Here is a 19,736-nt window from a genome sequence, read left to right as displayed (position 1 = left end):
ACTGCGCCCCTGCCGCCCGGCTAGTTATGTCGCAGGGGGCCAGGGGCGCAGAACAGAAGCAAACGTGGGTGAATTACTTCTCGATGATCGCGAGGACGTCGCGCGCCGAGAGGACGAGGTACTCCTCGCCGTTGTACTTCACCTCGGTGCCGCCGTACTTGCTGTACAGCACGACATCGCCGGTCTTGACGTCGAGCGGCAGACGCTCGCCGTTCTCGAAGCGGCCCGGGCCCACGGCCAGGACGACGCCCTCCTGGGGCTTCTCCTTCGCGGTGTCCGGAATAACCAGGCCGGAGGCCGTGGTCTGCTCGGCGTCGAGCGGCTGGACCACAATGCGGTCCTCAAGCGGCTTGATCGCAACCTTGGAGCTGGCGGTCGACACGATCCGGTCTCCCCCTTCGGAGATCTCACGGGGTTTAACAGTCTTTGGGGTGGCGACCAGGTGGGCCCGTCGTCGCGGGTGCCGGACCTGCCGGTCGCACAGAAGTGCTGGCACTCTCCGATGGGGAGTGCCAGCACTGAGACTATGGCCGCGATTAGCACTCGGTCAAGCGGAGTGCCAATTCACGCCCCTCGTGGCGTACGCGGGGGCCGCCCGCGCCCGTGCCGCCTCCTATACGTAGTCCTCCAGGCGGGCCACGGCGTAGCCCTTGTCCGTGATGACCTTCATGACGGACCGGACCAGGTCGGGCATGCTCCCCTTCCAGTCCGCCTTGCCGCGGAAGTGGGTGAGGATGATGTCACCGGGGTGCAGGTCCTGGTCCTCCTCGCGCCACTCCATGTGGTCGGGGAACGCCTCCGCCTCCCAGAGCGGCACGGCGGTGATGCCGCAGGACTTGGCGATCTTCAGCGTGTCGGTGTTGTAGTTGCCGTACGGCGGCCGGAAGAGCCGGGGCCGCTTGCCGAACTGCTTCTCCAGGATGTCCTGCTGGCCGCAGATCTCGCGCTTCTGCTCGTCGTGCGAGAGGCCCGGCAGATAGCGGTGGTTGAGGGTGTGGTTGCCGATCACGGTGCCCCGGGACTGGGCGTCCGCGAAGTACGTGTAGTCGTCGCGCACCAGGTAGTCGGTGAGGAAGGCGCTGTACGGGATGTTCAGCTCCGACATCATCTTCAGCAGCTCGGGGTCCTTGTCGTCCCCGTCGTCCATGGTCAGGAAGACGACCTTGTCCTTGGTGGGGACCCGGGTGAAGACCGGCGGCAGCGAGTCGTTCTGGCCGGAGACCTCGAAGCCCTTGCGGGTCGTGATGTGCGGCTTCTTCGCGGGCGGTACGGGCGCCGCGAGCGGCGTGGCCGCCAGGCCCCACTTCTTGGCGGCGACCGCGCGGGCCGCCTGGGCCAGCTTCGCCCGCTCCGCCTGCGCCGCGCGGGTGCCGAGCGCCCCGGCCGCCGCCGGTTCCGCCTGCGGGCCCGCCTGGCCGGCCTGGGCCTTCGCGCTCCGGGCCGCGGCGCCCGAGTCGTCCCCGGCCGCGCAGCCGGACGCGGCGGCGGCGACCAGGAGCGCGGCGAGGACCGCGTAACCCGGCCTGCGCCGCAGGCGGCCCCGTACCCGCTGCCGCCCGCCCGTCACCGCACCCGTTTCACGCCCATTCATGGCCAATTTGTCCTTTTGTCGTACTGGCTGCATGGCGCCGGATACTGCCAGTACGCGACGGGGCATCGGCTCCGACACCGCCGCCGGGCGCGCGCGGTCCCCCGGGTGGCTCACACGGGGGCGGCCGAACGCGTCACGCGAGGTCGGTGAGGTCGTCCGCGTACACCTGCGAGAGCGGCTGAGGGCCTACGTACTGCTGGCAGTTGCACTGGCCGGACTCGAAGCGGACGGGCTTCTTCTGCTCGTCCCAGGCGGTCGGCAGCTCGACCCGCTCATGGCACTTGCCCTGCTTGTCGTGCTTGGCGAGGTGGTGCGTGCAGCCGCAGACGGGCTCGGGCGGCCGGTTCGCCGCCTCGACCGCGAGCCGTTCCTGCCGGCCGGCCTCCAGCAGCTCAAGCCTTCGGGTGTGCCGGTTGCGCAGCGCCGTACGGACGTTGTCGGCCAGCCAGCCGAAGCCGCCGGTCCAGAAGATGATGAGCACCCACCAGTACCACGCCATGAAAAGCCCTCCCCTGTGTCGGCGCGCCACCACGGCCACGCGTGTACACGCCAAGGGTAGGACGCCGGGCTCAGCGGTGGACGCCCCCGCCCTGCGCGACCGGTGCGGGCCGCGTGGTCGCCCCGGCCAGCGTCCGTACGATCCAGCGCCGGTGCCAGAACGCCTTGAAGACGCCGACGAGCCCGATGAGCCAGGCCAGCAGCCCGAGCCCCATGAGCGCCGCCATCAGCCCGTACGTGTCCTCGCCCCGGACCGCTTCCGCGGGCACCACGACGCAGACGTACAGCCCCAGCGCGCCGAGCACGAAGGAGGGCAGCAGCCAGCCCAGCGTCGTGCCGGGGAGCCGGAGTCCGGCGTCGCGGGCGGGGTCGCGGTCCAGCTCGCCCCACTGCGTGAGCAGCCGGCGCAGCGCCGCGTCCCGGCGCACTCCGACGACGGTCAGGATCACCGCGGGGATCAGGGCGGCGGCGCCCAGTCCGGTCATCACCACGCCCATGATCGCGCTGATGACGTCGTACGACTGCTCGAAGGTGATGATCGCCGTCCCGATGACCGACCAGCCGATCGCGCCGACCACCCCCCACAGCCACAGCAGCCCGAGCCGGCCGGGGCCGATGTGCGCCTTGACCAGGACGCCGAGCAGGAAGGACCGGTCGGCGAGCAGCGCGTCCCGGTCGGGCCAGGCGCGTATCTGCACGGGTGGCGGGGGCGGCGGCAGCACGAAGCGAGGGGACATGGGGCAGACCTTATCGAGCGCCCATGGCCCCAATCCCCGCGCGGGGATCAGGCGTTGCGGATGGCCACGACGCGATTCAGACGTAGTGGCCGACCGCTTCCTCGATCCGGTTCTTCTTCGAACCACAGAAACGTGTTGAATCCTCCCCCAGCGGAAGCAGGGGGATTCCTGGCTCACGCCGCCTACGGGTCAGCGACCCGACAGGTCTTCCACGATCAACACCAGCCGGGACGAAACCTGCCCGGTTCGGTACGGCAAAGCTTGGTGGTGCATGTGCCGTCTTGGTTCTCGATCAGCACGCGTACGGAGCTTGGTTCTCGCACCGCACGCCGGGCAGCATACCCGTTCAGAGGGCGCTCCTTCGCCGTGAGGGCGCCGGGCCTGCAAGGGCCCGATGCCTCCCCGGCCCGAAAGCCGGGGCATCCCCGAAGGCCACGGTGACCTTCTGCATGGTCCTCTCCTCACGTACGGGGGCAAAGTGCCGTGAAGGGTAGACCGCGCGGGCTCCCGGAACTCATCGACGTGCCGTGGCCAGGCCCTAGACCGCTCCCAGCGATTCGAAGCGCCAGCGGTGGACCGGCCGGGTGACGAGGGCCGGGTCGGGCTCGGGGAGCTCCGGCAGCTCGTCGGCGTACCCGCCCTGCCACCAGGTGATGACGAGGACCCGGTCCTGCGGGGCGCGCAGCAGCTCGCCGCGGAGCGGGGGGCGGGGCAGCGCGGCGGCGCGGGCGCGGGCCCACTCCGCCAGCTCGCCGCCCCGGCCCTCGGCGGCGCGGGCCTCCCACATCAGGGCGGTGACCGGGGCGCTCATGAGTAGAGGTTGTCCTTGCTGATCTCGTGCACGTGGTCGTGGTCGTGCGTGTGGGCGCCCGGGACGTGGGTCTCGGTGACGGGCAGCGAGGAGTCGGCGGACAGCTCCAGGTCGGAGGCGGGCCGGTTGCGGGCGACCATCTCGGCGCCGAGCGCGGCGACCATCGCCCCGTTGTCGGTGCACAGCTTGGGGCGGGGCACGCGCAGCCGGATGCCGGCCCGCTCGCACCGCTCCTCGGCGAGCGCGCGCAGCCGGGAGTTGGCCGCGACGCCGCCGCCGATCATCAGATGGCCGACGCCCTCGTCCTTGCAGGCGCGGACGGCCTTGCGGGTGAGCACGTCGACCACGGCCTCCTGGAAGGACGCGGCCACGTCACGTACCGGCACCTCCTCGCCGGCCGCCCGCTTGGCCTCGATCCAGCGGGCGACGGAGGTCTTCAGGCCGGAGAACGAGAAGTCGTACGCGGGGTCGCGCGAGCCGGTGAGCCCGCGCGGGAAGGCGATGGCGGCCGGGTCGCCCTCGCGGGCGAGGCGGTCGATGACCGGGCCGCCGGGGAAGCCGAGGTTCAGCACTCGGGCGATCTTGTCGAACGCCTCGCCGGCCGCGTCGTCGATGGTCGCGCCGAGTGGCCGCACGTCGTTGGTGATGTCCGGCGCGAGCAGCAGCGAGGAGTGCCCGCCGCTGACCAGGAGCGCCATGGTGGGCTCGGGCAGCGGGCCGTGCTCCAGCTGGTCGACGCAGATGTGGGAGGCCAGGTGGTTGACCCCGTACAGCGGCTTGTTCAGCGCGTACGCGTACGCCTTGGCGGCGGAGACGCCGACGAGCAGGGCGCCCGCGAGGCCGGGTCCGGCGGTGACGGCGATCCCGTCGAGGTCGCGGCCGCTGACCCCGGCCACCTTCAGGGCGCGCTCGATGGTGGGGACCATCGCCTCCAGGTGGGCGCGCGAGGCGATCTCGGGGACGACGCCGCCGAAGCGGGCGTGCGTGTCGACGCTGGACGCGACGGCGTCCGCGAGGAGCGTGGTGCCCCGGACGATGCCGACCCCGGTTTCGTCGCAGGAGGTCTCGATGCCGAGTACGAGCGGTTCGTCAGCCATCAGTGGATCCCGTTTTCTTCCGCTGCTTCTTCGTGTACGTGGAGGCGCATGACGAGCGCGTCGATGTTGCCCGGCTGGTAGTAGCCGCGGCGGAAGCCGATCGGTTCGAAGCCGAAGCGCTCGTAGAGCTTCTGGGCGCGCGTGTTGTCCACGCGGACCTCAAGGAGCACCTCGGCGCACTCGAAGGCCGTGGCGTGCCGGAGCAGGTCGGTCAGCAGCTCGGAGCCGAGCCCGCCGCCCCAGTGGTCGCGGGCGACCGCGATCGTCTGTACGTCGGCGAGGTCGCCGGCGGCCGCGAGGCCCGCGTATCCGACGATCCGGCCGGTGCCCGGCTCCTCGGCGACGACATAGCGGCGGGTGGCCGCCGGGCCGCGCGCGTGGGCCAGCTCGGACCAGAACATGCCCGCCGACCAGGCGTCCTCCGGGAACAGCTCGTGTTCGAGGGCGAGCACGGGGTCGATGTCCCACCAGCGCATCCCGCGCAGCACCGCGGTCGTGACGGTCACTTCGGGGTGACCACCTTGTAGTTCTTCGGGACCTGCGCGTCGGGCCTGCGGAGGTAGAGCGGCTGGGGCGGCAGCAGCTCCCCGCCGGCCGCGAGGCGTTCGGCGGCGAGGCCCGCGAGGGCGCCGGCCGCCAGGTGTTCGGGGCCGCGCGCGTCCGGGAACGCGTCCGGGTAGAGCACCGCGCCCGCGCCGACGACCGGGAGGCCCGCGAGCCGGTCCGCGAGGTCGGCGGGCCGGTCGACGGCGGGGCCCTCGGTCCGGGTCCGGGCGTCCTCGTAACGCGCCCAGTAGACCTCCTTGCGGCGGGCGTCCGTGGCGACGGCGAAGGGTCCTTCGAGCCCGGCGGCGTACGCGAGACCGTCCAGGGTGCACAGGCCGTGCACGGGCACGGAGAGCGCCGAGCCGAAGGTGGCGGCCGTCACCAGGCCGACGCGCAGTCCGGTGTACGGGCCGGGGCCGACGCCCACGACGACGTCCGTCACGGCGTCGAGTTTCAGCCCGGCGTCGGCGAGGACCCGGTCGACGGCGGGCAGCAGCAGCTCCCCGTGCCTGCGGGCGTCGACCTGGACGGACTCGGCGACGACGCGGGTCCCGTCGTGCAGGGCGACGGTGACGGCGGGGGTGGCGGTATCCATTGCGAGCAAGAGCACGCAAACAGCCTACGGCTCCGGCGCGGCCCGCCCCGCGCCCCGTACGGCGTCCCGGCCCGGGCGGTCCCGGCTGCTACCGTCACCGGGTGTACGCGGAGTACGTGTAAACGCTTGTACGACTTACGGTTCGCGTACGACGTACGGTTCGCGCCTTACGGCATACGACAGCGAAAGAGGCACGCACGGTGGCAAGGGGCAGCTCGGGAATCGTGGCCGCGCTCACCGCGGCGGCCGTCGCGGCGGTCGGCTTCCTGGCGTACCAGGCTTCCGCGAATGTGCCGGACGATCTGGCGACGAAGCCGAAGGCGTCGAGCAGCGCGTCGGCGTCCGCGCCGGCCGGGGGCCACGGCAAGGCCAAGCCGAAGAAGGACCCGCTCACCGTGCCCGCCGGCTCCGGGACCGGGGCGCGGGTCGTCTACGCGCTGCACGACCGCCGGGTGTGGCTGGTCGACGCGAAGGGCAAGGCGACGCGGACGTTCAAGGTGATGCCGAGTCCGGTGCTCGCGGAGCCGGGCACGTATCACGTGACGTCGCGCTCGGGCAGCGTGCAGGGGTCCGACGGGGTGCCGATCGAGCATGTGGTGCGGTTCGCAACGGTGAACGACGTGACGATCGGCTTCAGCGCGGCGCGGGACGGGTCGATGGAGGAGCCGGACCCCACGGTGAAGGCGGGGGGCGTGCGGATGTCCCGGGCCGACGGGGATGCGGTGTGGCGGTTCGCCACGGTGGGGGCGGCCGTCGTGGTGGTCCCGTAGCCCGGACCTGCCCCTTTGCCCTCAATCGCCGGACGGGCTCGGTTTGTCGGCGCGGGCCGTCGATGCCCCCGTCACAGATGTCCTCAAGCGCCGGGCGGGCTTGGTCCGGGCCGGCTTGACCGGCGGCGTCGATACCGCCGTTGCCGCCGCGCCCGCTGCCAGCAGGGCCGTCATCGATACCGCCGGTCGCGGGTCCGGGGTGCGCTCGGACGTCGGCATGAATGCCTCCTGGAGATCCGGTGGAAGGCGTGGTTAGGTAGACCTAACCTGCTCTCGTCCTCCATGTCACCATGTCCGCCCCGTCCCGCGCAACATTTTGCCGACACCACGTCGGAAAGCGCGGGGCGGTCAGCCCCACGGCGTCCAGGACTCGTTGCGCAGGCCCGCCCAGCGCGCCCCGACGCCCACCAGGGTCACCGTGCGGCGCTCGTCATCGGTGTCGCCCACCGCGCGGTCGATGAAGACCTGGAGGCGGTCGTCCGAGAGCTCCTCGACCTTGCCGTCGCCCCACTCCACGACCACCACGGAGTCGGGCAGCGACACATCGAGGTCCAGGTCCTCCATCTCGTCCAGACCGCCGCCCAGGCGGTACGCGTCGACGTGGACCAGCGCGGGGCCCCCGGCCAGCGGCGGGTGGACGCGGGCGATCACGAACGTGGGGGAGGTCACCGCACCCCGCACCCCCAGGCCCTCGCCGAGCCCCCGGGTCAGGGTCGTCTTGCCGGCGCCCAGCTCGCCGGTGAGCATGACGAGGTCGCCGGGGCGCAGCGCGGCGGCGAGCCGGCGGCCGAGGGCCCGCATCTGTTCGGGGGATTCGAGGGCGAGGCGCACGGTGACGGCGCCGGGGGTGTTCTCGTACGCGGTGGCCTCAGCGGCCGCCGGGCTGTTCTGCGGTTCCATGCCCGCCAACGTTAGAGGACTCCGGTACGGCTCCGGCCCGCACCAGCAGGTCCGCGAGCCGGTCGGTCACCGTCTCGGGATGCTCCAGCATCACCAGGTGCCCGGCGTCCGGCACGATGACGAGTTCCGCTTCGGGCAGCAGGTCCGCGATGGCCTCGCTGTGCGAGCTGGGCGTCACCAGGTCCTTGTCGCCGGCCAGGATAAGGACCGGGAGGTCGCGGAAGAGGGGCAGGGCCGCGCTCTTGTCGTGCTCCGCGAAGGCCGGGTAGAACTCGGCGACCACATCGATCGGGGTGGACTCGATGAGCCGTTCCGCGAACCGCGCGACGGCCGGGTCCACGTCCCGGGAGCCGAAGGAATACCGCTTGATCAGCCCGGCGAACAGGTCGGCGGTCGCCCGGCGCCCCCGTTCCACCAGCTCCGTCTGCGAGCCGAGCGCCCGCAGCACCCCGGGGAGGACGCGCCGCACGGCGTTGACGCCCATCACGGGCAGCCCGAAGCTCACCTCGTTGAGCTTCCCGCTCGACGTACCGACGAAGGCGACGGCGGCGACCCGGTCGCGGAGCAGGTCCGGGTACTGGTCGGCGAGCGCCATGATCGTCATGCCGCCCATCGAGTGACCGACGAGGACGAGCGGGCCTTCGGGGGCGGCGGCGTCGATGACGGCCTTGAGGTCGCGGCCGAGCTGGTCGATGCCGACGGGCACCCCGCCGCCGGCGCGGGCCTGGGCGCGGCCGCGCTCGGAGCGGCCGTGGCTGCGCTGGTCCCAGTGGACGGTGCGTACGAGGCCGCGCAGGGCGGCGCGCTGGAAGTGCCAGGAGTCCTGGCCGAGGCAGTAGCCGTGGCTGAAGACGACGGTGACGGGGGCGGGTGCCTTGCGCCCGAAGAGCCGGCGCCTGCGGGAGCCCGCGGGGGCGGTGTCCTCGGGCGGATCGACCTCGTCCACCTCGTAGTACAGCTCGGTGCCGTCGTCGGCGGTGGCCCGGCCGGGCGTCCCGCGCAGCGCGCCGTACGGGCCGGTGGCGTCCAGGGCGAGGCGGGCACGCTTTCGCATGCCCCGGCCGACGGTCAGCCGCTCCACGGCGACCCCGGCCGCGGCCCCGGCGGCGAGCACGCCTATGGCGGCGCCGGCGATGCCCGCCCGGCGCCAGCCGGCCCCCGGAGCGGCGGCCGCCGCCACCACGTCACCCGTGCTGAAGTCGCTCACCCGTGCCCCGCTCCTCGTGGGTCGTGTCCGTGGGTTGTGTCAGTGGGTCGTGTCAGTCGGTCGTGGCGCCCAGGTGGACGCGCGGTACCCGGCCGCCGATCCGGGTGACGATCTCGTACGCGATGGTTCCGGCGGCCTGTGCCCAGTCCTCGGCGCTCGGCTCGCCCCGGTCGCCGGGCCCGAACAGCACCGCCTCGCTGCCCGCCGCGACCTCGTCGCCGTCCAGGTCCACGACGAACTGGTCCATGGCGACCCGGCCCGCGATGGTCCGCCGCACCCCGCCGACCAGGACCGGGCCCCGGCCGGACGCGTGGCGCGGGATGCCGTCGGCGTAACCGAGGGGCACCAGGCCGAGGGTGGTCTCGCGGGGGGTCGTGTAGTGGTGGCCGTAGCTGATGCCGTGGCCGGCCGGGACCTGCTTGACCAGGGCGACGGACGCGGCGAGCGTCATCACGGGGCGCAGCCCGAAGCCGGCCGATGTGCCCAGCTCCGGGCTGGGCGAGATGCCGTACATGGCGATCCCGGTCCGCACCAGGTCGAAGTGGGACTCGGGGACGGTCAGGGTCGCCGGGGAGTTGGCGATGTGCCGCACCTCGGGCTCGACGCCGGCCTTCTCGGCGTACGCCACCATGTCGCGGAAGGTGTCCAGCTGGGCGGTGATCGAGGGGTGGCCCGGCTCGTCGGCGCAGGCGAAGTGGGACCAGAGGCCGGTGACGCGGACGGTGCCGGCGCGCTCGGCGGTGCGGGCGGCGGCGACCAGTCCGGGCCAGTCGGCGGGCTGGCAGCCGGCCCGGCCGAGTCCGGTGTCGGCCTTGAGATGGATACGGGCGGTCCGGCCGGCCGCCGCGGCGGCCCCGGTGACCTCGTCCAGCGCCCACATGCCGCTCACCGACACGTCGATACCGGCCTCGATCGCCTCGCGCCAGGGGCCGCCCGGGGTCCAGAGCCAGCACAGCATCGGCCCGTCGAGCCCGGCGGCGCGCAGGGCCAGGGCCTCCTGCGGGGTCGCGGTGCCCAGCCAGGCGGCGCCCGCCTCCCGCGCGGCGCGCGCGCAGGGGACCGCGCCGTGCCCGTAGGCGTCGGCCTTGACCACGGCCATCAGTTGCGCCCCGGCCGCCCGGGCACGCAGGACGCGCACATTGGCGCGGAGTGCGGCGAGGTCGATCTCGGCACGGGCTCGCAAGGACGCTGTCTCGTTCATATCGCGCCCAGTGTCTCAGAGCCGCCCGTGCGGGCCGGTCCGGCGGGGCGCGTCAGCGGTGGCGCAGCTCGTGTTCCAGATGGTCGGCGAGGACCGGTACGTGGCTGTGCTCGACGTCCTTGACGGCGGTGACGAGCGTCACCGGGCCGCCCTCGCGGACCAGCCCGGCCAGCTCGTCCACGGCCGCGGTCTCGGCCGGTCCCGCCAGCTCCGCGCGGTACCGCTCGACGAAGGTGTCGTAGCGGGTGGCGGAGCGGTCCTCGTGGTACCAGGAGCGCAGCTCGTCCGACGGGGTGAGGTCCTTGAGCCAGCGGTCGATCGCCGCCTTCTCCTTGGACACCCCGCGCGGCCACAGCCGGTCCACCAGGACGCGGGTGCCGTCGTCCTCCTCCACCCCGTCGTACACCCGGCGTACGCGTACGTCACCGCTGCTGCTCACGGCCGGTCACCTCTCCTTCGGACGGTCGGGTCCTCCTCAGCTTCGCTCAGGCCCGGACGTCCCGCCACGCCCCGGGGATCGCGTCGGCGACGTCCATCGCGGCGAGCGGGGCGCCGCCGGCGGCGCGGCGGGCGGCGAGCCCGTGCAGATACGCCCCGGCCGATGCGGCGTCGAGCGGGGCGAGTCCGGCGGCGAGCAGGGAGCCGGTGAGGCCGGAGAGCACGTCACCGCTGCCGGCGGTGGCCAGCCACGGGGTGCCGGTCGGGTTGACCCGGACCGGGGTGTGCGGGGTGTCATCGGCGATCAGGGTGGTCGAGCCCTTGAGCAGCACCGTGGCGCCGAACCGCCCGGCCAGCTCCCGTACGGCGGCGAGCCGCCCCGCCTCCACCTCCGCGCGCGCCGCGCCGAGCAGCGCGGCGGCCTCCCCGGCGTGCGGGGTGAGCACGGTGGGTGCGGTACGGGCCCGCACCACGTCCGGGTCGAGCAGCCGCAGTCCGTCCGCGTCGACCAGCACCGGCACCTCGGTGGCCAGTACGTCGGAGACGGCCGCCACGGCCTCGGTGCCGTCGCCGAGCCCGGGGCCGACGACCCACGCCTGCACCCGCCCGGCCGCCGAGGGGCGGCCCGCGTGGACCAGGGCCTCCGGATGGCGGGCGATGACCGCGTCGCCGCCGGGGCCCGCGTAGCGCACGGCGCCCGCGCCGGCGCGCAGTGCCCCGGAGACGGCGAGGACGGCGGCGCCCGGGTAGCGCGCCGATCCGGCGGCGATGCCGACGACCCCGCGCCGGTACTTGTCGCTCTCGGCGGCCGGTACGGGCAGCAGCGCGGCCACGTCCGCGTACTGGAGCGCCTCCAGGTCCGGCACGGCGGGGAGTTCGGGCCCGAGCCCGATGTCCACGAGGCGCAGCGCCCCGGCCCGTTCGGCGGCCGGGTCCACGAGCAGCGCGGGCTTGTACGCGCCGAAGGTGACGGTGGCGTCGGCGCGCACCGCGTCCCCGGTCACCTCGCCGGTGTCGGCCTCGACCCCGCTGGGCAGGTCGACGGCGACGACGGGCGCGCCGTGCGCGGTGTACTTCCGGACCAGCTCGGCGGCCCCCGGCCGCAGTCCGCCGCGCCCGCCGATCCCGGTGATGGCGTCCACGACGAGGTCGATCCGCCCGGCCCAGTCCTCGTGAGCGGTGCTCTCGGCCCCGTCGACCACGTGTCCCCCCGCCGCGACCAGGGCCGCGCTCCCGCCCTCGTGGGCCCGGCCCGGGGTGACCCGCACGGCGACCACGCCCGCGCCGCGCCGGGCGAGCCGCGCCCCGGCGTACAGGGCGTCGCCGCCATTGGCACCGGTGCCGACGAGGAGGACGACGCGCGCCCCGTAGACCCGCCCGGCCCGGCGCAGCAGATCGGCACAGGCGGCGGCGAGCCCGGCGGCGGCACGCTGCATCAGCGCCCCTTCGGGCAACCGCGCCATGAGGGCCGCTTCGGCGGCCCGTACGGTGTCAACGCTGTAGGCGGTACGCATGCCTTCCAACGTACGCAGGTCGAGAACCCCACGCAGGCGATGGACGGCACCGCCAAGCGGCCACCGGCCGCATCAAGCCCGTCCGGCGACTGAGGACGGAACCGGCCCGCCGGACCCCCCGAGGCCACAGGGGCGGAGCCCCCGTCACCCCTCCGCGATCACCACCGCGGAAGCGACCCCCGCGTCGTGGCTGAGCGACACATGCCAGCTCCGCACCCCCAGCTCGGCGGCGCGCGCCGCCACCGTGCCGCTCACCCGCAGCCGCGGCTGCCCGCTCTCCTCCACGTACACCTCCGCGTCCGTCCAGAGCAGCCCACCGGGCGCGCCGAGCGCCTTCGCCAGGGCCTCCTTCGCGGCGAACCGGGCGGCGAGCGAGGCGATGCCGCGCCGCTCGCCGCTCGGCAACAGCAGCTCCGCGTCCACGAAGAGCCGCGCCGCGAGCTGCGGCGTACGCTCCAGCGCCGCGTCGAACCGCTCGATCTCCGCCACGTCGATCCCGACCCCGATGATCACGTTCCCACCCTCACTGCTCGGCTCACTCCACGGTGACGGACTTCGCCAGGTTGCGCGGCTGGTCCACCTCGTTGCCGCGGGCCGTCGCGAGTTCGCAGGCGAAGACCTGCAACGGCACGGTGGCGACCAGCGGCTGAAGCAGCGTAGGCGTTGCGGGGATGCGGATGAGGTGGTCGGCGTACGGGACGACCTCGTCGTCGCCCTCCTCGGCGATGACGACGGTACGGGCGCCGCGGGCCCGGATCTCCTGGATGTTGGACACGATCTTGCCGTGCAGCACGGACCGCCCGGCCGGGGACGGGACCACGACGACGACGGGCAGGCCGTCCTCGATGAGCGCGATCGGCCCGTGCTTCAGCTCGCCCGCGGCGAACCCCTCGGCGTGCATGTACGCGAGTTCCTTGAGCTTCAGCGCGCCTTCCAGGGCGACCGGGAAGCCGACGTGCCGGCCGAGGAAGAGCACGGTGTCGTGGGAGGCCAGCGACCGGGCCAGTTCGCGGACCGGCTCCATGGTCGCCAGGACCCGTTCGACCGAGCCGGAGATCTCGGAGAGCTGCCGGATCACGGTGCGGATCTCGTCGCCCCACTTGGTGCCGCGTACCTGGCCGAGGTAGAGGGCGACGAGGTAGCAGGCGACGAGCTGGGTGAGGAACGCCTTGGTGGAGGCGACGGCGACCTCGGGCCCGGCGTGCGTGTAGAGGACGGCGTCGGACTCGCGCGGGATGGTCGAGCCGTTGGTGTTGCAGATGGCGAGGACCTTCGCGCCCTGCTCGCGGGCGTGCCGCAGGGCCATCAGGGTGTCCATGGTCTCGCCGGACTGGGAGATGGCGACGACCAGGGTGTGCGGGTCCAGGATCGGGTCGCGGTAGCGGAACTCGCTGGCCAGCTCGGTCTCGCAGGGGATGCGGGTCCAGTGCTCGATGGCGTACTTGGCGATCATTCCGGCGTGGTACGCGGTGCCGCAGGCGACGATCACCACCTTGTCGACCTCGCGCAGCTCGCCGCGCGTGATGCGGACCTCGTCCAGATGGAGGGTGCCCTCCGGGTCGATGCGGCCGAGGAGGGTGTCGGTGACGGCCTTCGGCTGCTCGGCGATCTCCTTGAGCATGAAGGACGCGTAGCCGCCCTTCTCGGCGGCCGAGGCGTCCCAGTCCACGTGGTATTCGCGGACCTCGGCGGGCCGGCCGTCGAAGCCGGTGACGAGGACGCCGTCCCGGCGCAGTTCCACCACCTGGTCCTGGCCCAGCTCGATCGCGGACCGGGTGTGCTCGATGAACGCGGCGACGTCGGAGGCGAGGAAGGACTCGTCGTCCCCGAGCCCCACGACGAGCGGGGAGTTGCGCCGGGCGCCGACGACGACGTCGGGCGCGTCCGCGAAGACCGCGACCAGGGTGAACGCCCCTTCCAGGCGGCGGCACACCTGGCGCATGGCCTCGGCCGGCTCCCCGCTCTGGCTGTACGCCTCGGCGAGGAGGTGGGCGACGGTCTCGGTGTCGGTCTCGGACAGCAAGTCGTGACCGCGCCCGCCGAGCTCGGCGCGCAGGGCGGCGAAGTTCTCGATGATCCCGTTGTGGACGACGGCGACGCGGCCGGCGTTGTCCAGGTGCGGGTGGGCGTTGGCGTCGGTGGGTCCGCCGTGGGTGGCCCAGCGGGTGTGCCCGATCCCGGCGGTGCCGGCCGGGATCGGGTGCTCGCTCAGCGCCTTCTCCAGGTTGACCAGCTTCCCGGCCTTCTTGGCGGCGGCGAGCCCGCCGTCGGCGAGGACGGCGATGCCGGCGGAGTCGTAGCCCCGGTATTCCAGCCGCTTGAGGCCCGCGACGACGACGTCCTGCGCCGACTGTCCGCCGACGTAACCCACGATTCCGCACATAGTGGTCCCTTCACGATCACTGGCCCCTGTTCTTCGCATAATCGCAGAAAACCGGGCCCATCAGCCGATTGAGGACCACGCGCCGCCGTGCCCTCATCCCGCCCGTACGGCCTCCGGCGCGGCTTCCTTCGCCTCCGGCGCGGCCACCGGCCGCTCCCCCTTCACCAGCAGCAGCACCGCGACGCCCGCGACGACGCCCACCGCACCGGCCACCACCGCGGCCGTGTTCAGCCCCGAGGCGAACGCCGTCCGCAGCGCCTGCTCCGGCATCCCGGCGGCCCGCAGCCCCGCCGCGCCGCCGCCCGCCAGGGCGTGGGACGCGCCGTCGCCCAGGCTCTCCGCCATCCGGGAGGTCAGCACCGTCCCGAGCACGGCGACCCCGAAGGCGTAACCGAGCTGGCGGAAGGTGTTGACCGCGCCGCCCGCCATGCCGGCCCGCTCCGGCGGGACCGCCGCGAGCGCCGCGCCCGCGATGGCCGGCGAGACCAGGCCCGTGCCGATGCCCGCCAGCGCCAGGCCCGGGATCAGGGCGGGCCAGGAGGAGCCCGCGCCCAGGACCGCCTGGGCGAGGGTGCCGGCGCCGATCAGGGCGAGTCCGATGCCGATGGTGAAGCGCGGCTGCACCCCGTGCAGCAGCCGGCCGCCGGCGGCGGCGACCACGAACGAGGTCGCGGCGAGCGGCAGGACCGCCAGGCCGCCCTGGACCGGGCTGAGTCCGAGGACCGTCTGGAGCCAGATCGAGGTGTACGGCAGCACACCGAAGGCCGCCATGTTGAAGGCGAGCGACCCGGCCATCACCCCGGTGAACGCGGAAGTGCGGAACAGCGACAGGTCGAGCAGCGGGTGTGCGACGCGCAGCTCCACGACGACGAAGCAGACCAGGGCGAGCGCGGCGATCCCGAACGTGGCGAGCGTCTGCCCGGACGCCCAGCCGGCGCTGCCCGCCCGGACGACGGCGTACGTGGCGGCCCCGGCGAACACCGCGAAGGCGGCGGTCCCCGCCCAGTCGGTGCGCCGGTCCCGCGCCCCGTGCGACTCGGACACGGTCCGGCCGGTCAGCCAGATCGCGGCGACGCTCACGGGAAGGTTGACGAAGAAGATCCACCGCCAGCCGGGGCCCTCGGCGAGCAGCCCGCCGACCACGGGCCCGATCGCGGCGGCGCCCCCGGCCACCGCGCCCCAGAGCCCGAGCGCCACGGACCGGTCCTTGCCCCGGTAGACCGAGGCGAGCAGCGGCAGCGTCGTCGCGAACATCGCGGCGGCTCCCACGCCCTGGACGGCGCGTGCCGCCACCAGCAGACCCGGCGTCGAGGCGAGCCCGCAGGCCAGCGAGGCGGCGGCGAACAGCACGACGCCGACGACATGGACCCGGCGCCGGCCGAGCCGGTCGGCCGCCGCGCCTATGCCGAGGAGCAGGGCGGCCAGCGCCAGGGCGTAGCCGTCGATGACCCATTGCAGGTCGGAGAGCGAGGCGTCGAGCGCCTTCGCCATGTCGGGCAGTGCCACGATGACGATCGTGACGTCCAGCAGCAGCATGAACGTCCCCAGACAGACCGCGGTGAGCGGCCCCCACTTACGCATGTCCTGTGTCCTTCTCCCGTACGGGTTCCGTGTGACCGGCGGCCACCCCCGTACGATCGGACGCAGGCGGCCGGAACCCCCAGCCAGTGACGCCCCGGCGCCGGAATCCGACATGGAAGGGGCCTTCGGCAGTGGAATCACACACCCGGGGCGACGTCCTGGACCTGCGCGTCCTGCATGCGCTGGAGCTGGACGCCCGCGCGCCCTTCAGCCGGATCGCGGCCGTCCTCGGCGTCTCCGACCAGACGGTCGCGCGCCGCTTCCGCGCGCTGCGGACGGAGGCCGGGCTTCGGGTGGTGGGGGTGCGGTGCGCGGCGTCCGAGTCGTTCGAACACTGGCTGCTGCGGGTGCGGTGCGCGCCGGAGGGCGCGATGCCGATCGCGGAGGCCCTGGCCAAACGCCCGGACACCTCCTGGATCGGGCTGACGTCGGGCGGTACGGAGGTGACGTGCACGGTCAACGTGCGCAGCCGGGACGACGCGGACGACCTGCTGATCGGCAAGCTGCCGCGTACCCCGCACATCGTGGACATCCGCGCGCACCAGCTGCTGCACCGGTACTACGGCGGTCCGGCCGGCTGGCTGCACAAGAGCGGGGCGCTGACCCCCGAGGAGACCGCCGCGCTCGCCCCGCCGGCACCCCCGGCCCCGCCCGGCCCGGCCGTCATCACCGCCGACGACGAGCCCCTGGTCGCCGCGCTGGAACGGGACGGCCGGGCCACGTACCCCGAGCTCCAGCGCGCGACCGGCCTCTCCGAATCGGCGGTCCGGCGCCGGCTGGCCCGGCTGGTGGCCTCCGGCGCGCTGTACGTGGACGTGGAGTTCGACTCCGGCCACCTCGGCTACCGCAACTCCAGCATGCTCTGCGTCACCGCCGCCCCCCGCGCCCTCCACGCGGTGGGCGAGGCGCTGGGCGCCGACCCCGAGGTGGCGTACGCGGCGGCCACCACGGGCCCGTCGAATCTGATGGCCGTCGTGATCACCCGCAATTCCGGCCACCTGTACCGCTACCTCAGCGACCGCCTGGGCGGCCTGGACGGCGTCGAGCACGTGGAGTCGATGCCGCTGCTGCGCCGGGTGAAGCAGCTGACGTACCGGCCGTTCCGGGGGTAGGACCTGGGGCCATAGGAATCCGTATACCGGGCATGGGCGCAGCTATTTTCCGGCGGCGGCCCGCAGTCCCTAGATTCCTGGGGAACCCACCGCACACCACGGCCCGTACGGGAGACTCCACCATGTCCAAGAAGGTTCTCTTCGCCCTGACCAGCCACGACACGCTCGGGTCGACCGGCCGCAGGACCGGTTTCTACGTCCCCGAGGTCGCCCACCCGGCCGCGGTCTTCCGCGCGGCCGGTTACGACATCGCCTACGTCTCCGTACGGGGCGGCGCCGCCCCGCAGGACGGCGTCGACCCCGACGACACGGTCGTCACCGAGTTCCTCGCGGACCCCGCGACCGCGGAGGCGCTGGCCGCGACGCCCACGCCGGGCGAGGTGAGGGCCGAGGAGTACGACGCGATCTACTTCGCCGGCGGCCACGGCACGATGTGGGACTTCCCCGAGTCCGCGGAGCTGGCCTCCCTGGCGGCCGCCGTCTACGAGCGGGGCGGCGCGGTCGCGGCCGTCTGCCACGGCCCGGCCGGGCTGGTCAACATCAGGCTCTCGGACGGCAGCCACCTGGTGGCGGGCAAGCGGGTCTCGGCCTTCACCAACGAGGAGGAGGCGGCGGTGGGCCTGACCGGCGTCGTCCCCTTCCTGCTGGAGAGCACCCTCGCCGAGCGCGGCGCGAAGATCACCAAGACCGGCAACTTCGCCCCGCACGCGGTGGCCGACCAGCGCCTGGTGACCGGCCAGAACCCGGCCTCGGCCGCCCGGGTCGCGGAGCTGGTCGTCGAGGAACTGGCCGCCCGCTGACCGGGCGGCCCCCCGTCCCGTAATCTCGGGCTCACCGCCGGTCCGGCCCGCCCGGACCGGCACAGAGCTTCCGGGGGGATGGCTTGTCGGTACAACTCGGCTGGGTACGCACGTTCGTCGCGGTCTACCGGCTCGGTTCGTTCACCAAGGCGGCACACCGGCTCGGTCTCTCCCAGCCCGCGGTCACCCATCAGATCCGCAACCTGGAGCAGGCGATGGGCCGCCCGCTCTTCGACCGGCTCCCGCACGGCGCACGGCCCACCCGGGCCGCCGACGGTCTGATCCGCGAGGTCCAGGGCCCCATCGATCTGCTGACCCACGCGGTGGACCGGGCCTTCGGCGACGCCCCGGCGGCCCGCCCGCTGACCGTGGCAGGACCGGTCGAGCTGACGACGGCCCGTGTCATCCCGGCCGTCAGCGACCTCGTGTCGGAGGGCATGCGGCTGACCTTCACCTTCGGGCTCTCCGACGACCTCCTGGACCGGCTGGCGGACGACGAGTTCGACCTCGTCATCTCGACCGTGCGCCCGCGCGGCCGCCGGGTGACGGCCGCCCCGCTGGCCGACGAGGAGTTCGTCCTGGCCGCCTCGGCCGAACTGGCCGCGCGCCTCCCCCCGGACCGCCTCGCGGCCGAGGGCCCGGGGGTCCTGGCCGGCATCCCGATGATCAGTTACGCGGAGTCCCTGCCGATCGTCCGCCGCTACTGGCACACCGTCTTCGGCCTCCCCCTCACCACCCCGCCCGCCCTGGTCATCCCCGACCTGCGCGGCGCCCTGGCGGCGGTCCGGGCCTCGGCCGGCATCTCGGTCCTGCCCACGTATCTGTGCGCCGACGAACTGGCCGACGGCACGATCGTCCCGCTCATCGAGCCGGAGATCCCCCCGCTGAACACGTTCTACCTGGCCACCCGCCGGGGCAGCCCTCCGCACCCGGACCTCACCCTGCTCCACGGCCATCTGCTGACGAAGGCCCAGCTGTGGAGCTGACCCCGCCGGGCGGGCGCCCCGGCCCCGGGTGAGCAGATGGAGTTCGACGGCCGCTCCCCCGGGCGGCCGGCTGCACCCGGAGATCGGCTCCGTCCGCGACTGGTCGCGCACCGGGGACGCGGTCGCGGACATCCGGGCGCGCCGGGTGCGGGGGAACGCGGTGCTTACGGTGGGATGAGGGCCGGGACGGTGTACGGCGATGAGTCCGGGCCGCCCGAGGAGTCACCCCTTGCGTTGTCACCCATTCACGGGAGAAGAGCACCCATGACTCAGCTGCTGAAGGTCCAGAACTTCACCGTCTCCGCCGACGGCGTCGCCTGCGGGGAGAACCAGACCCTGGAACGGCCCTTCGGCCATGTCGACCCGGGGCAGCTGTTCTCCTGGGCCGGGGCGACGGCGAGCTGGCCGAACCGGACGGACCCGGGCGGCAGCCGGGGTCTGGACGACTACATGACGCGGGACTTCTCGCACAACATCGGCGCCGAGATCATGGGCCGCAACAAGTTCGGTCCGCAGCGCGGCCCGTGGGAGGACCACGCGTGGCAGGGCTGGTGGGGCGAGGAGCCGCCGTTCCACACCCCGGTGTTCGTCCTGACCCACCACCCGCGCCCCTCCTTCACGCTCTCCGACACCACGTTCCACTTCATGACCGGCGAGCCCGCCGAGGTCCTGGCCCGGGCCCGGGCGGCGGCCGGCGGCAAGGACGTCCGGCTCGGCGGCGGGGTCTCCACCATCAGGGAGTTCCTGGACGCCGGCCTGGTCGACACCCTGCACGTGGCGGTGGCCCCGCAGAAGCTGGGCGCGGGCCTGCGTCTCTGGGACTCCCCGGACGACCTCCGCGACCGCTTCCACCTGGACGTCGTACCGAGCCCGAGCGGCATGACGCACCACCTGTTCTGGCGGAAATGAGCCCTGTGGGCGCGGGAGACGAGGGCGTCGCAGGCCCAGGAGGACGAGGGCGTTGCATGA

Annotated in this window: 23 protein-coding genes; 6 read left to right on the top strand and 17 right to left on the bottom strand. The window is 73.5% G+C overall.

Annotation, left to right across the window (positions count from 1 at the left end):
* Nucleotides 1-73: 73 nt before the first annotated feature.
* The 8 genes from groES to tsaB form a co-directional block, all read right to left on the bottom strand.
* On the bottom strand, nucleotides 74-382 hold the full coding sequence (groES, locus tag OG338_RS18545) for a co-chaperone GroES (protein WP_018101172.1): 309 nt from the start codon (nucleotides 380-382) through the stop codon (nucleotides 74-76).
* A 231-nt stretch (nucleotides 383-613) separates the two neighbouring features.
* The gene (locus OG338_RS18540; protein ID WP_405938368.1) at nucleotides 614-1,591 is read right to left on the bottom strand and encodes a polysaccharide deacetylase family protein; all 978 of its coding nucleotides are present in this window, start codon (nucleotides 1,589-1,591) and stop codon (nucleotides 614-616) included.
* 133 nt (nucleotides 1,592-1,724) lie between these two features.
* Nucleotides 1,725-2,090, bottom strand: a complete 366-nt coding sequence (locus OG338_RS18535; RefSeq protein WP_405938367.1) for a hypothetical protein — start codon at nucleotides 2,088-2,090, stop codon at nucleotides 1,725-1,727.
* Nucleotides 2,091-2,160: 70 nt separating this feature from the next.
* Nucleotides 2,161-2,826, bottom strand: coding sequence for a hypothetical protein (locus OG338_RS18530; RefSeq protein ID WP_405938366.1), 666 nt, complete (start codon nucleotides 2,824-2,826; stop codon nucleotides 2,161-2,163).
* A 538-nt stretch (nucleotides 2,827-3,364) separates the two neighbouring features.
* Nucleotides 3,365-3,637 carry a hypothetical protein gene (locus OG338_RS18525; protein ID WP_405938365.1) on the bottom strand — a complete coding sequence of 91 codons (273 nt, stop codon included), beginning with the start codon at nucleotides 3,635-3,637 and terminating at the stop codon, nucleotides 3,365-3,367.
* Nucleotides 3,634-4,734, bottom strand: coding sequence for a tRNA (adenosine(37)-N6)-threonylcarbamoyltransferase complex transferase subunit TsaD (gene tsaD / locus OG338_RS18520; RefSeq protein WP_405938364.1), 1,101 nt, complete (start codon nucleotides 4,732-4,734; stop codon nucleotides 3,634-3,636). Before tsaD ends, OG338_RS18525 begins: the two co-directional genes overlap by 4 nt.
* Nucleotides 4,734-5,240 (bottom strand): ribosomal protein S18-alanine N-acetyltransferase, encoded by a 507-nt coding sequence (rimI, locus tag OG338_RS18515; protein ID WP_405938363.1) that lies wholly within the window; start codon nucleotides 5,238-5,240, stop codon nucleotides 4,734-4,736. The genes tsaD and rimI overlap by 1 nt, the downstream gene beginning before the upstream one ends.
* Nucleotides 5,237-5,875, bottom strand: a complete 639-nt coding sequence (tsaB, locus tag OG338_RS18510) for a tRNA (adenosine(37)-N6)-threonylcarbamoyltransferase complex dimerization subunit type 1 TsaB (RefSeq protein WP_405940462.1) — start codon at nucleotides 5,873-5,875, stop codon at nucleotides 5,237-5,239. The genes rimI and tsaB overlap by 4 nt, the downstream gene beginning before the upstream one ends.
* 224 nt (nucleotides 5,876-6,099) lie before the next feature.
* On the opposite strand from tsaB, the gene OG338_RS18505 reads away from it, so the two are divergent.
* Nucleotides 6,100-6,645 carry a hypothetical protein gene (locus OG338_RS18505; RefSeq protein WP_405940461.1) on the top strand — a complete coding sequence of 182 codons (546 nt, stop codon included), beginning with the start codon at nucleotides 6,100-6,102 and terminating at the stop codon, nucleotides 6,643-6,645.
* A gap of 21 nt (nucleotides 6,646-6,666) precedes the next feature.
* Here OG338_RS18505 and OG338_RS18500 read toward each other — a convergent pair whose 3' ends face one another.
* The 9 genes from OG338_RS18500 to OG338_RS18460 form a co-directional block, all read right to left on the bottom strand.
* Entirely contained in the window at nucleotides 6,667-6,864 is a 198-nt protein-coding gene (locus tag OG338_RS18500; protein WP_405938362.1) for a hypothetical protein, read from the bottom strand.
* Nucleotides 6,865-6,993: 129 nt separating this feature from the next.
* Entirely contained in the window at nucleotides 6,994-7,545 is a 552-nt protein-coding gene (gene tsaE / locus OG338_RS18495; protein WP_405938361.1) for a tRNA (adenosine(37)-N6)-threonylcarbamoyltransferase complex ATPase subunit type 1 TsaE, read from the bottom strand.
* Nucleotides 7,514-8,752, bottom strand: coding sequence for an alpha/beta fold hydrolase (locus OG338_RS18490; RefSeq protein ID WP_405938360.1), 1,239 nt, complete (start codon nucleotides 8,750-8,752; stop codon nucleotides 7,514-7,516). Before OG338_RS18490 ends, tsaE begins: the two co-directional genes overlap by 32 nt.
* A 52-nt stretch (nucleotides 8,753-8,804) precedes the next feature.
* Nucleotides 8,805-9,953 carry an alanine racemase gene (alr, locus tag OG338_RS18485; RefSeq protein ID WP_405938359.1) on the bottom strand — a complete coding sequence of 383 codons (1,149 nt, stop codon included), beginning with the start codon at nucleotides 9,951-9,953 and terminating at the stop codon, nucleotides 8,805-8,807.
* A gap of 52 nt (nucleotides 9,954-10,005) precedes the next feature.
* Entirely contained in the window at nucleotides 10,006-10,392 is a 387-nt protein-coding gene (locus tag OG338_RS18480; protein ID WP_405938358.1) for a DUF488 domain-containing protein, read from the bottom strand.
* Nucleotides 10,393-10,438: 46 nt separating this feature from the next.
* Complete coding sequence (locus OG338_RS18475) at nucleotides 10,439-11,905, bottom strand: NAD(P)H-hydrate dehydratase (protein WP_405938357.1); 1,467 nt, start codon at nucleotides 11,903-11,905, stop codon at nucleotides 10,439-10,441.
* A gap of 144 nt (nucleotides 11,906-12,049) precedes the next feature.
* Entirely contained in the window at nucleotides 12,050-12,418 is a 369-nt protein-coding gene (locus tag OG338_RS18470; protein WP_405938356.1) for a holo-ACP synthase, read from the bottom strand.
* 22 nt (nucleotides 12,419-12,440) lie between these two features.
* The gene (glmS, locus tag OG338_RS18465) at nucleotides 12,441-14,288 is read right to left on the bottom strand and encodes a glutamine--fructose-6-phosphate transaminase (isomerizing) (protein WP_405938355.1); all 1,848 of its coding nucleotides are present in this window, start codon (nucleotides 14,286-14,288) and stop codon (nucleotides 12,441-12,443) included.
* Between the two features lie 93 nt (nucleotides 14,289-14,381).
* A complete protein-coding gene (locus OG338_RS18460; protein WP_405938354.1) occupies nucleotides 14,382-15,869 on the bottom strand; it encodes an MFS transporter in 1,488 nt (495 codons plus the stop codon).
* A gap of 131 nt (nucleotides 15,870-16,000) precedes the next feature.
* On the opposite strand from OG338_RS18460, the gene OG338_RS18455 reads away from it, so the two are divergent.
* The 5 genes from OG338_RS18455 to OG338_RS18435 all read left to right on the top strand — a co-directional run bounded on the left by OG338_RS18455 (nucleotide 16,001) and on the right by OG338_RS18435 (nucleotide 19,676).
* Entirely contained in the window at nucleotides 16,001-16,981 is a 981-nt protein-coding gene (locus tag OG338_RS18455) for an Lrp/AsnC family transcriptional regulator (protein ID WP_405938353.1), read from the top strand.
* 122 nt (nucleotides 16,982-17,103) lie between these two features.
* Nucleotides 17,104-17,781, top strand: a complete 678-nt coding sequence (locus tag OG338_RS18450) for a type 1 glutamine amidotransferase domain-containing protein (RefSeq protein ID WP_405938352.1) — start codon at nucleotides 17,104-17,106, stop codon at nucleotides 17,779-17,781.
* A gap of 83 nt (nucleotides 17,782-17,864) precedes the next feature.
* Nucleotides 17,865-18,767, top strand: coding sequence for a LysR family transcriptional regulator (locus OG338_RS18445; protein WP_405938351.1), 903 nt, complete (start codon nucleotides 17,865-17,867; stop codon nucleotides 18,765-18,767).
* A 28-nt stretch (nucleotides 18,768-18,795) separates the two neighbouring features.
* The gene (locus OG338_RS18440) at nucleotides 18,796-18,945 is read left to right on the top strand and encodes a hypothetical protein (RefSeq protein ID WP_405938350.1); all 150 of its coding nucleotides are present in this window, start codon (nucleotides 18,796-18,798) and stop codon (nucleotides 18,943-18,945) included.
* Nucleotides 18,946-19,031: 86 nt separating this feature from the next.
* On the top strand, nucleotides 19,032-19,676 hold the full coding sequence (locus OG338_RS18435) for a dihydrofolate reductase family protein (protein WP_405938349.1): 645 nt from the start codon (nucleotides 19,032-19,034) through the stop codon (nucleotides 19,674-19,676).
* Nucleotides 19,677-19,736 lie beyond the last annotated feature (60 nt).

The sequence above is a fragment of the Streptomyces sp. NBC_00726 genome (assembly GCF_045161735.1).
GTDB lineage: Bacteria > Actinomycetota > Actinomycetes > Streptomycetales > Streptomycetaceae > Streptomyces.
Note: the sequence above shows the minus strand (reverse complement) of the source record. Positions and strands in the feature narration are given on the sequence as shown.

Excerpts from the sequence above, each read along its gene's own strand:
- OG338_RS18540 (WP_405938368.1), bottom strand. The coding sequence starts at position 1,591 with ATGAATGGGCGTGAAACGGGTGCGGTGACGGGCGGGCGGCAGCGGGTA.
- OG338_RS18535 (WP_405938367.1), bottom strand. The coding sequence starts at position 2,090 with ATGGCGTGGTACTGGTGGGTGCTCATCATCTTCTGGACCGGCGGCTTC.
- OG338_RS18530 (WP_405938366.1), bottom strand. The coding sequence starts at position 2,826 with ATGTCCCCTCGCTTCGTGCTGCCGCCGCCCCCGCCACCCGTGCAGATA.
- OG338_RS18525 (WP_405938365.1), bottom strand. The coding sequence starts at position 3,637 with ATGAGCGCCCCGGTCACCGCCCTGATGTGGGAGGCCCGCGCCGCCGAG.
- tsaD (WP_405938364.1), bottom strand. The coding sequence starts at position 4,734 with ATGGCTGACGAACCGCTCGTACTCGGCATCGAGACCTCCTGCGACGAA.
- tsaB (WP_405940462.1), bottom strand. The coding sequence starts at position 5,875 with ATGGATACCGCCACCCCCGCCGTCACCGTCGCCCTGCACGACGGGACC.
- OG338_RS18500 (WP_405938362.1), bottom strand. The coding sequence starts at position 6,864 with ATGCCGACGTCCGAGCGCACCCCGGACCCGCGACCGGCGGTATCGATG.
- tsaE (WP_405938361.1), bottom strand. The coding sequence starts at position 7,545 with ATGGAACCGCAGAACAGCCCGGCGGCCGCTGAGGCCACCGCGTACGAG.
- alr (WP_405938359.1), bottom strand. The coding sequence starts at position 9,953 with ATGAACGAGACAGCGTCCTTGCGAGCCCGTGCCGAGATCGACCTCGCC.
- OG338_RS18475 (WP_405938357.1), bottom strand. The coding sequence starts at position 11,905 with ATGCGTACCGCCTACAGCGTTGACACCGTACGGGCCGCCGAAGCGGCC.
- glmS (WP_405938355.1), bottom strand. The coding sequence starts at position 14,288 with ATGTGCGGAATCGTGGGTTACGTCGGCGGACAGTCGGCGCAGGACGTC.
- OG338_RS18460 (WP_405938354.1), bottom strand. The coding sequence starts at position 15,869 with ATGCGTAAGTGGGGGCCGCTCACCGCGGTCTGTCTGGGGACGTTCATG.
- OG338_RS18450 (WP_405938352.1), top strand. The coding sequence starts at position 17,104 with ATGTCCAAGAAGGTTCTCTTCGCCCTGACCAGCCACGACACGCTCGGG.
- OG338_RS18435 (WP_405938349.1), top strand. The coding sequence starts at position 19,032 with ATGACTCAGCTGCTGAAGGTCCAGAACTTCACCGTCTCCGCCGACGGC.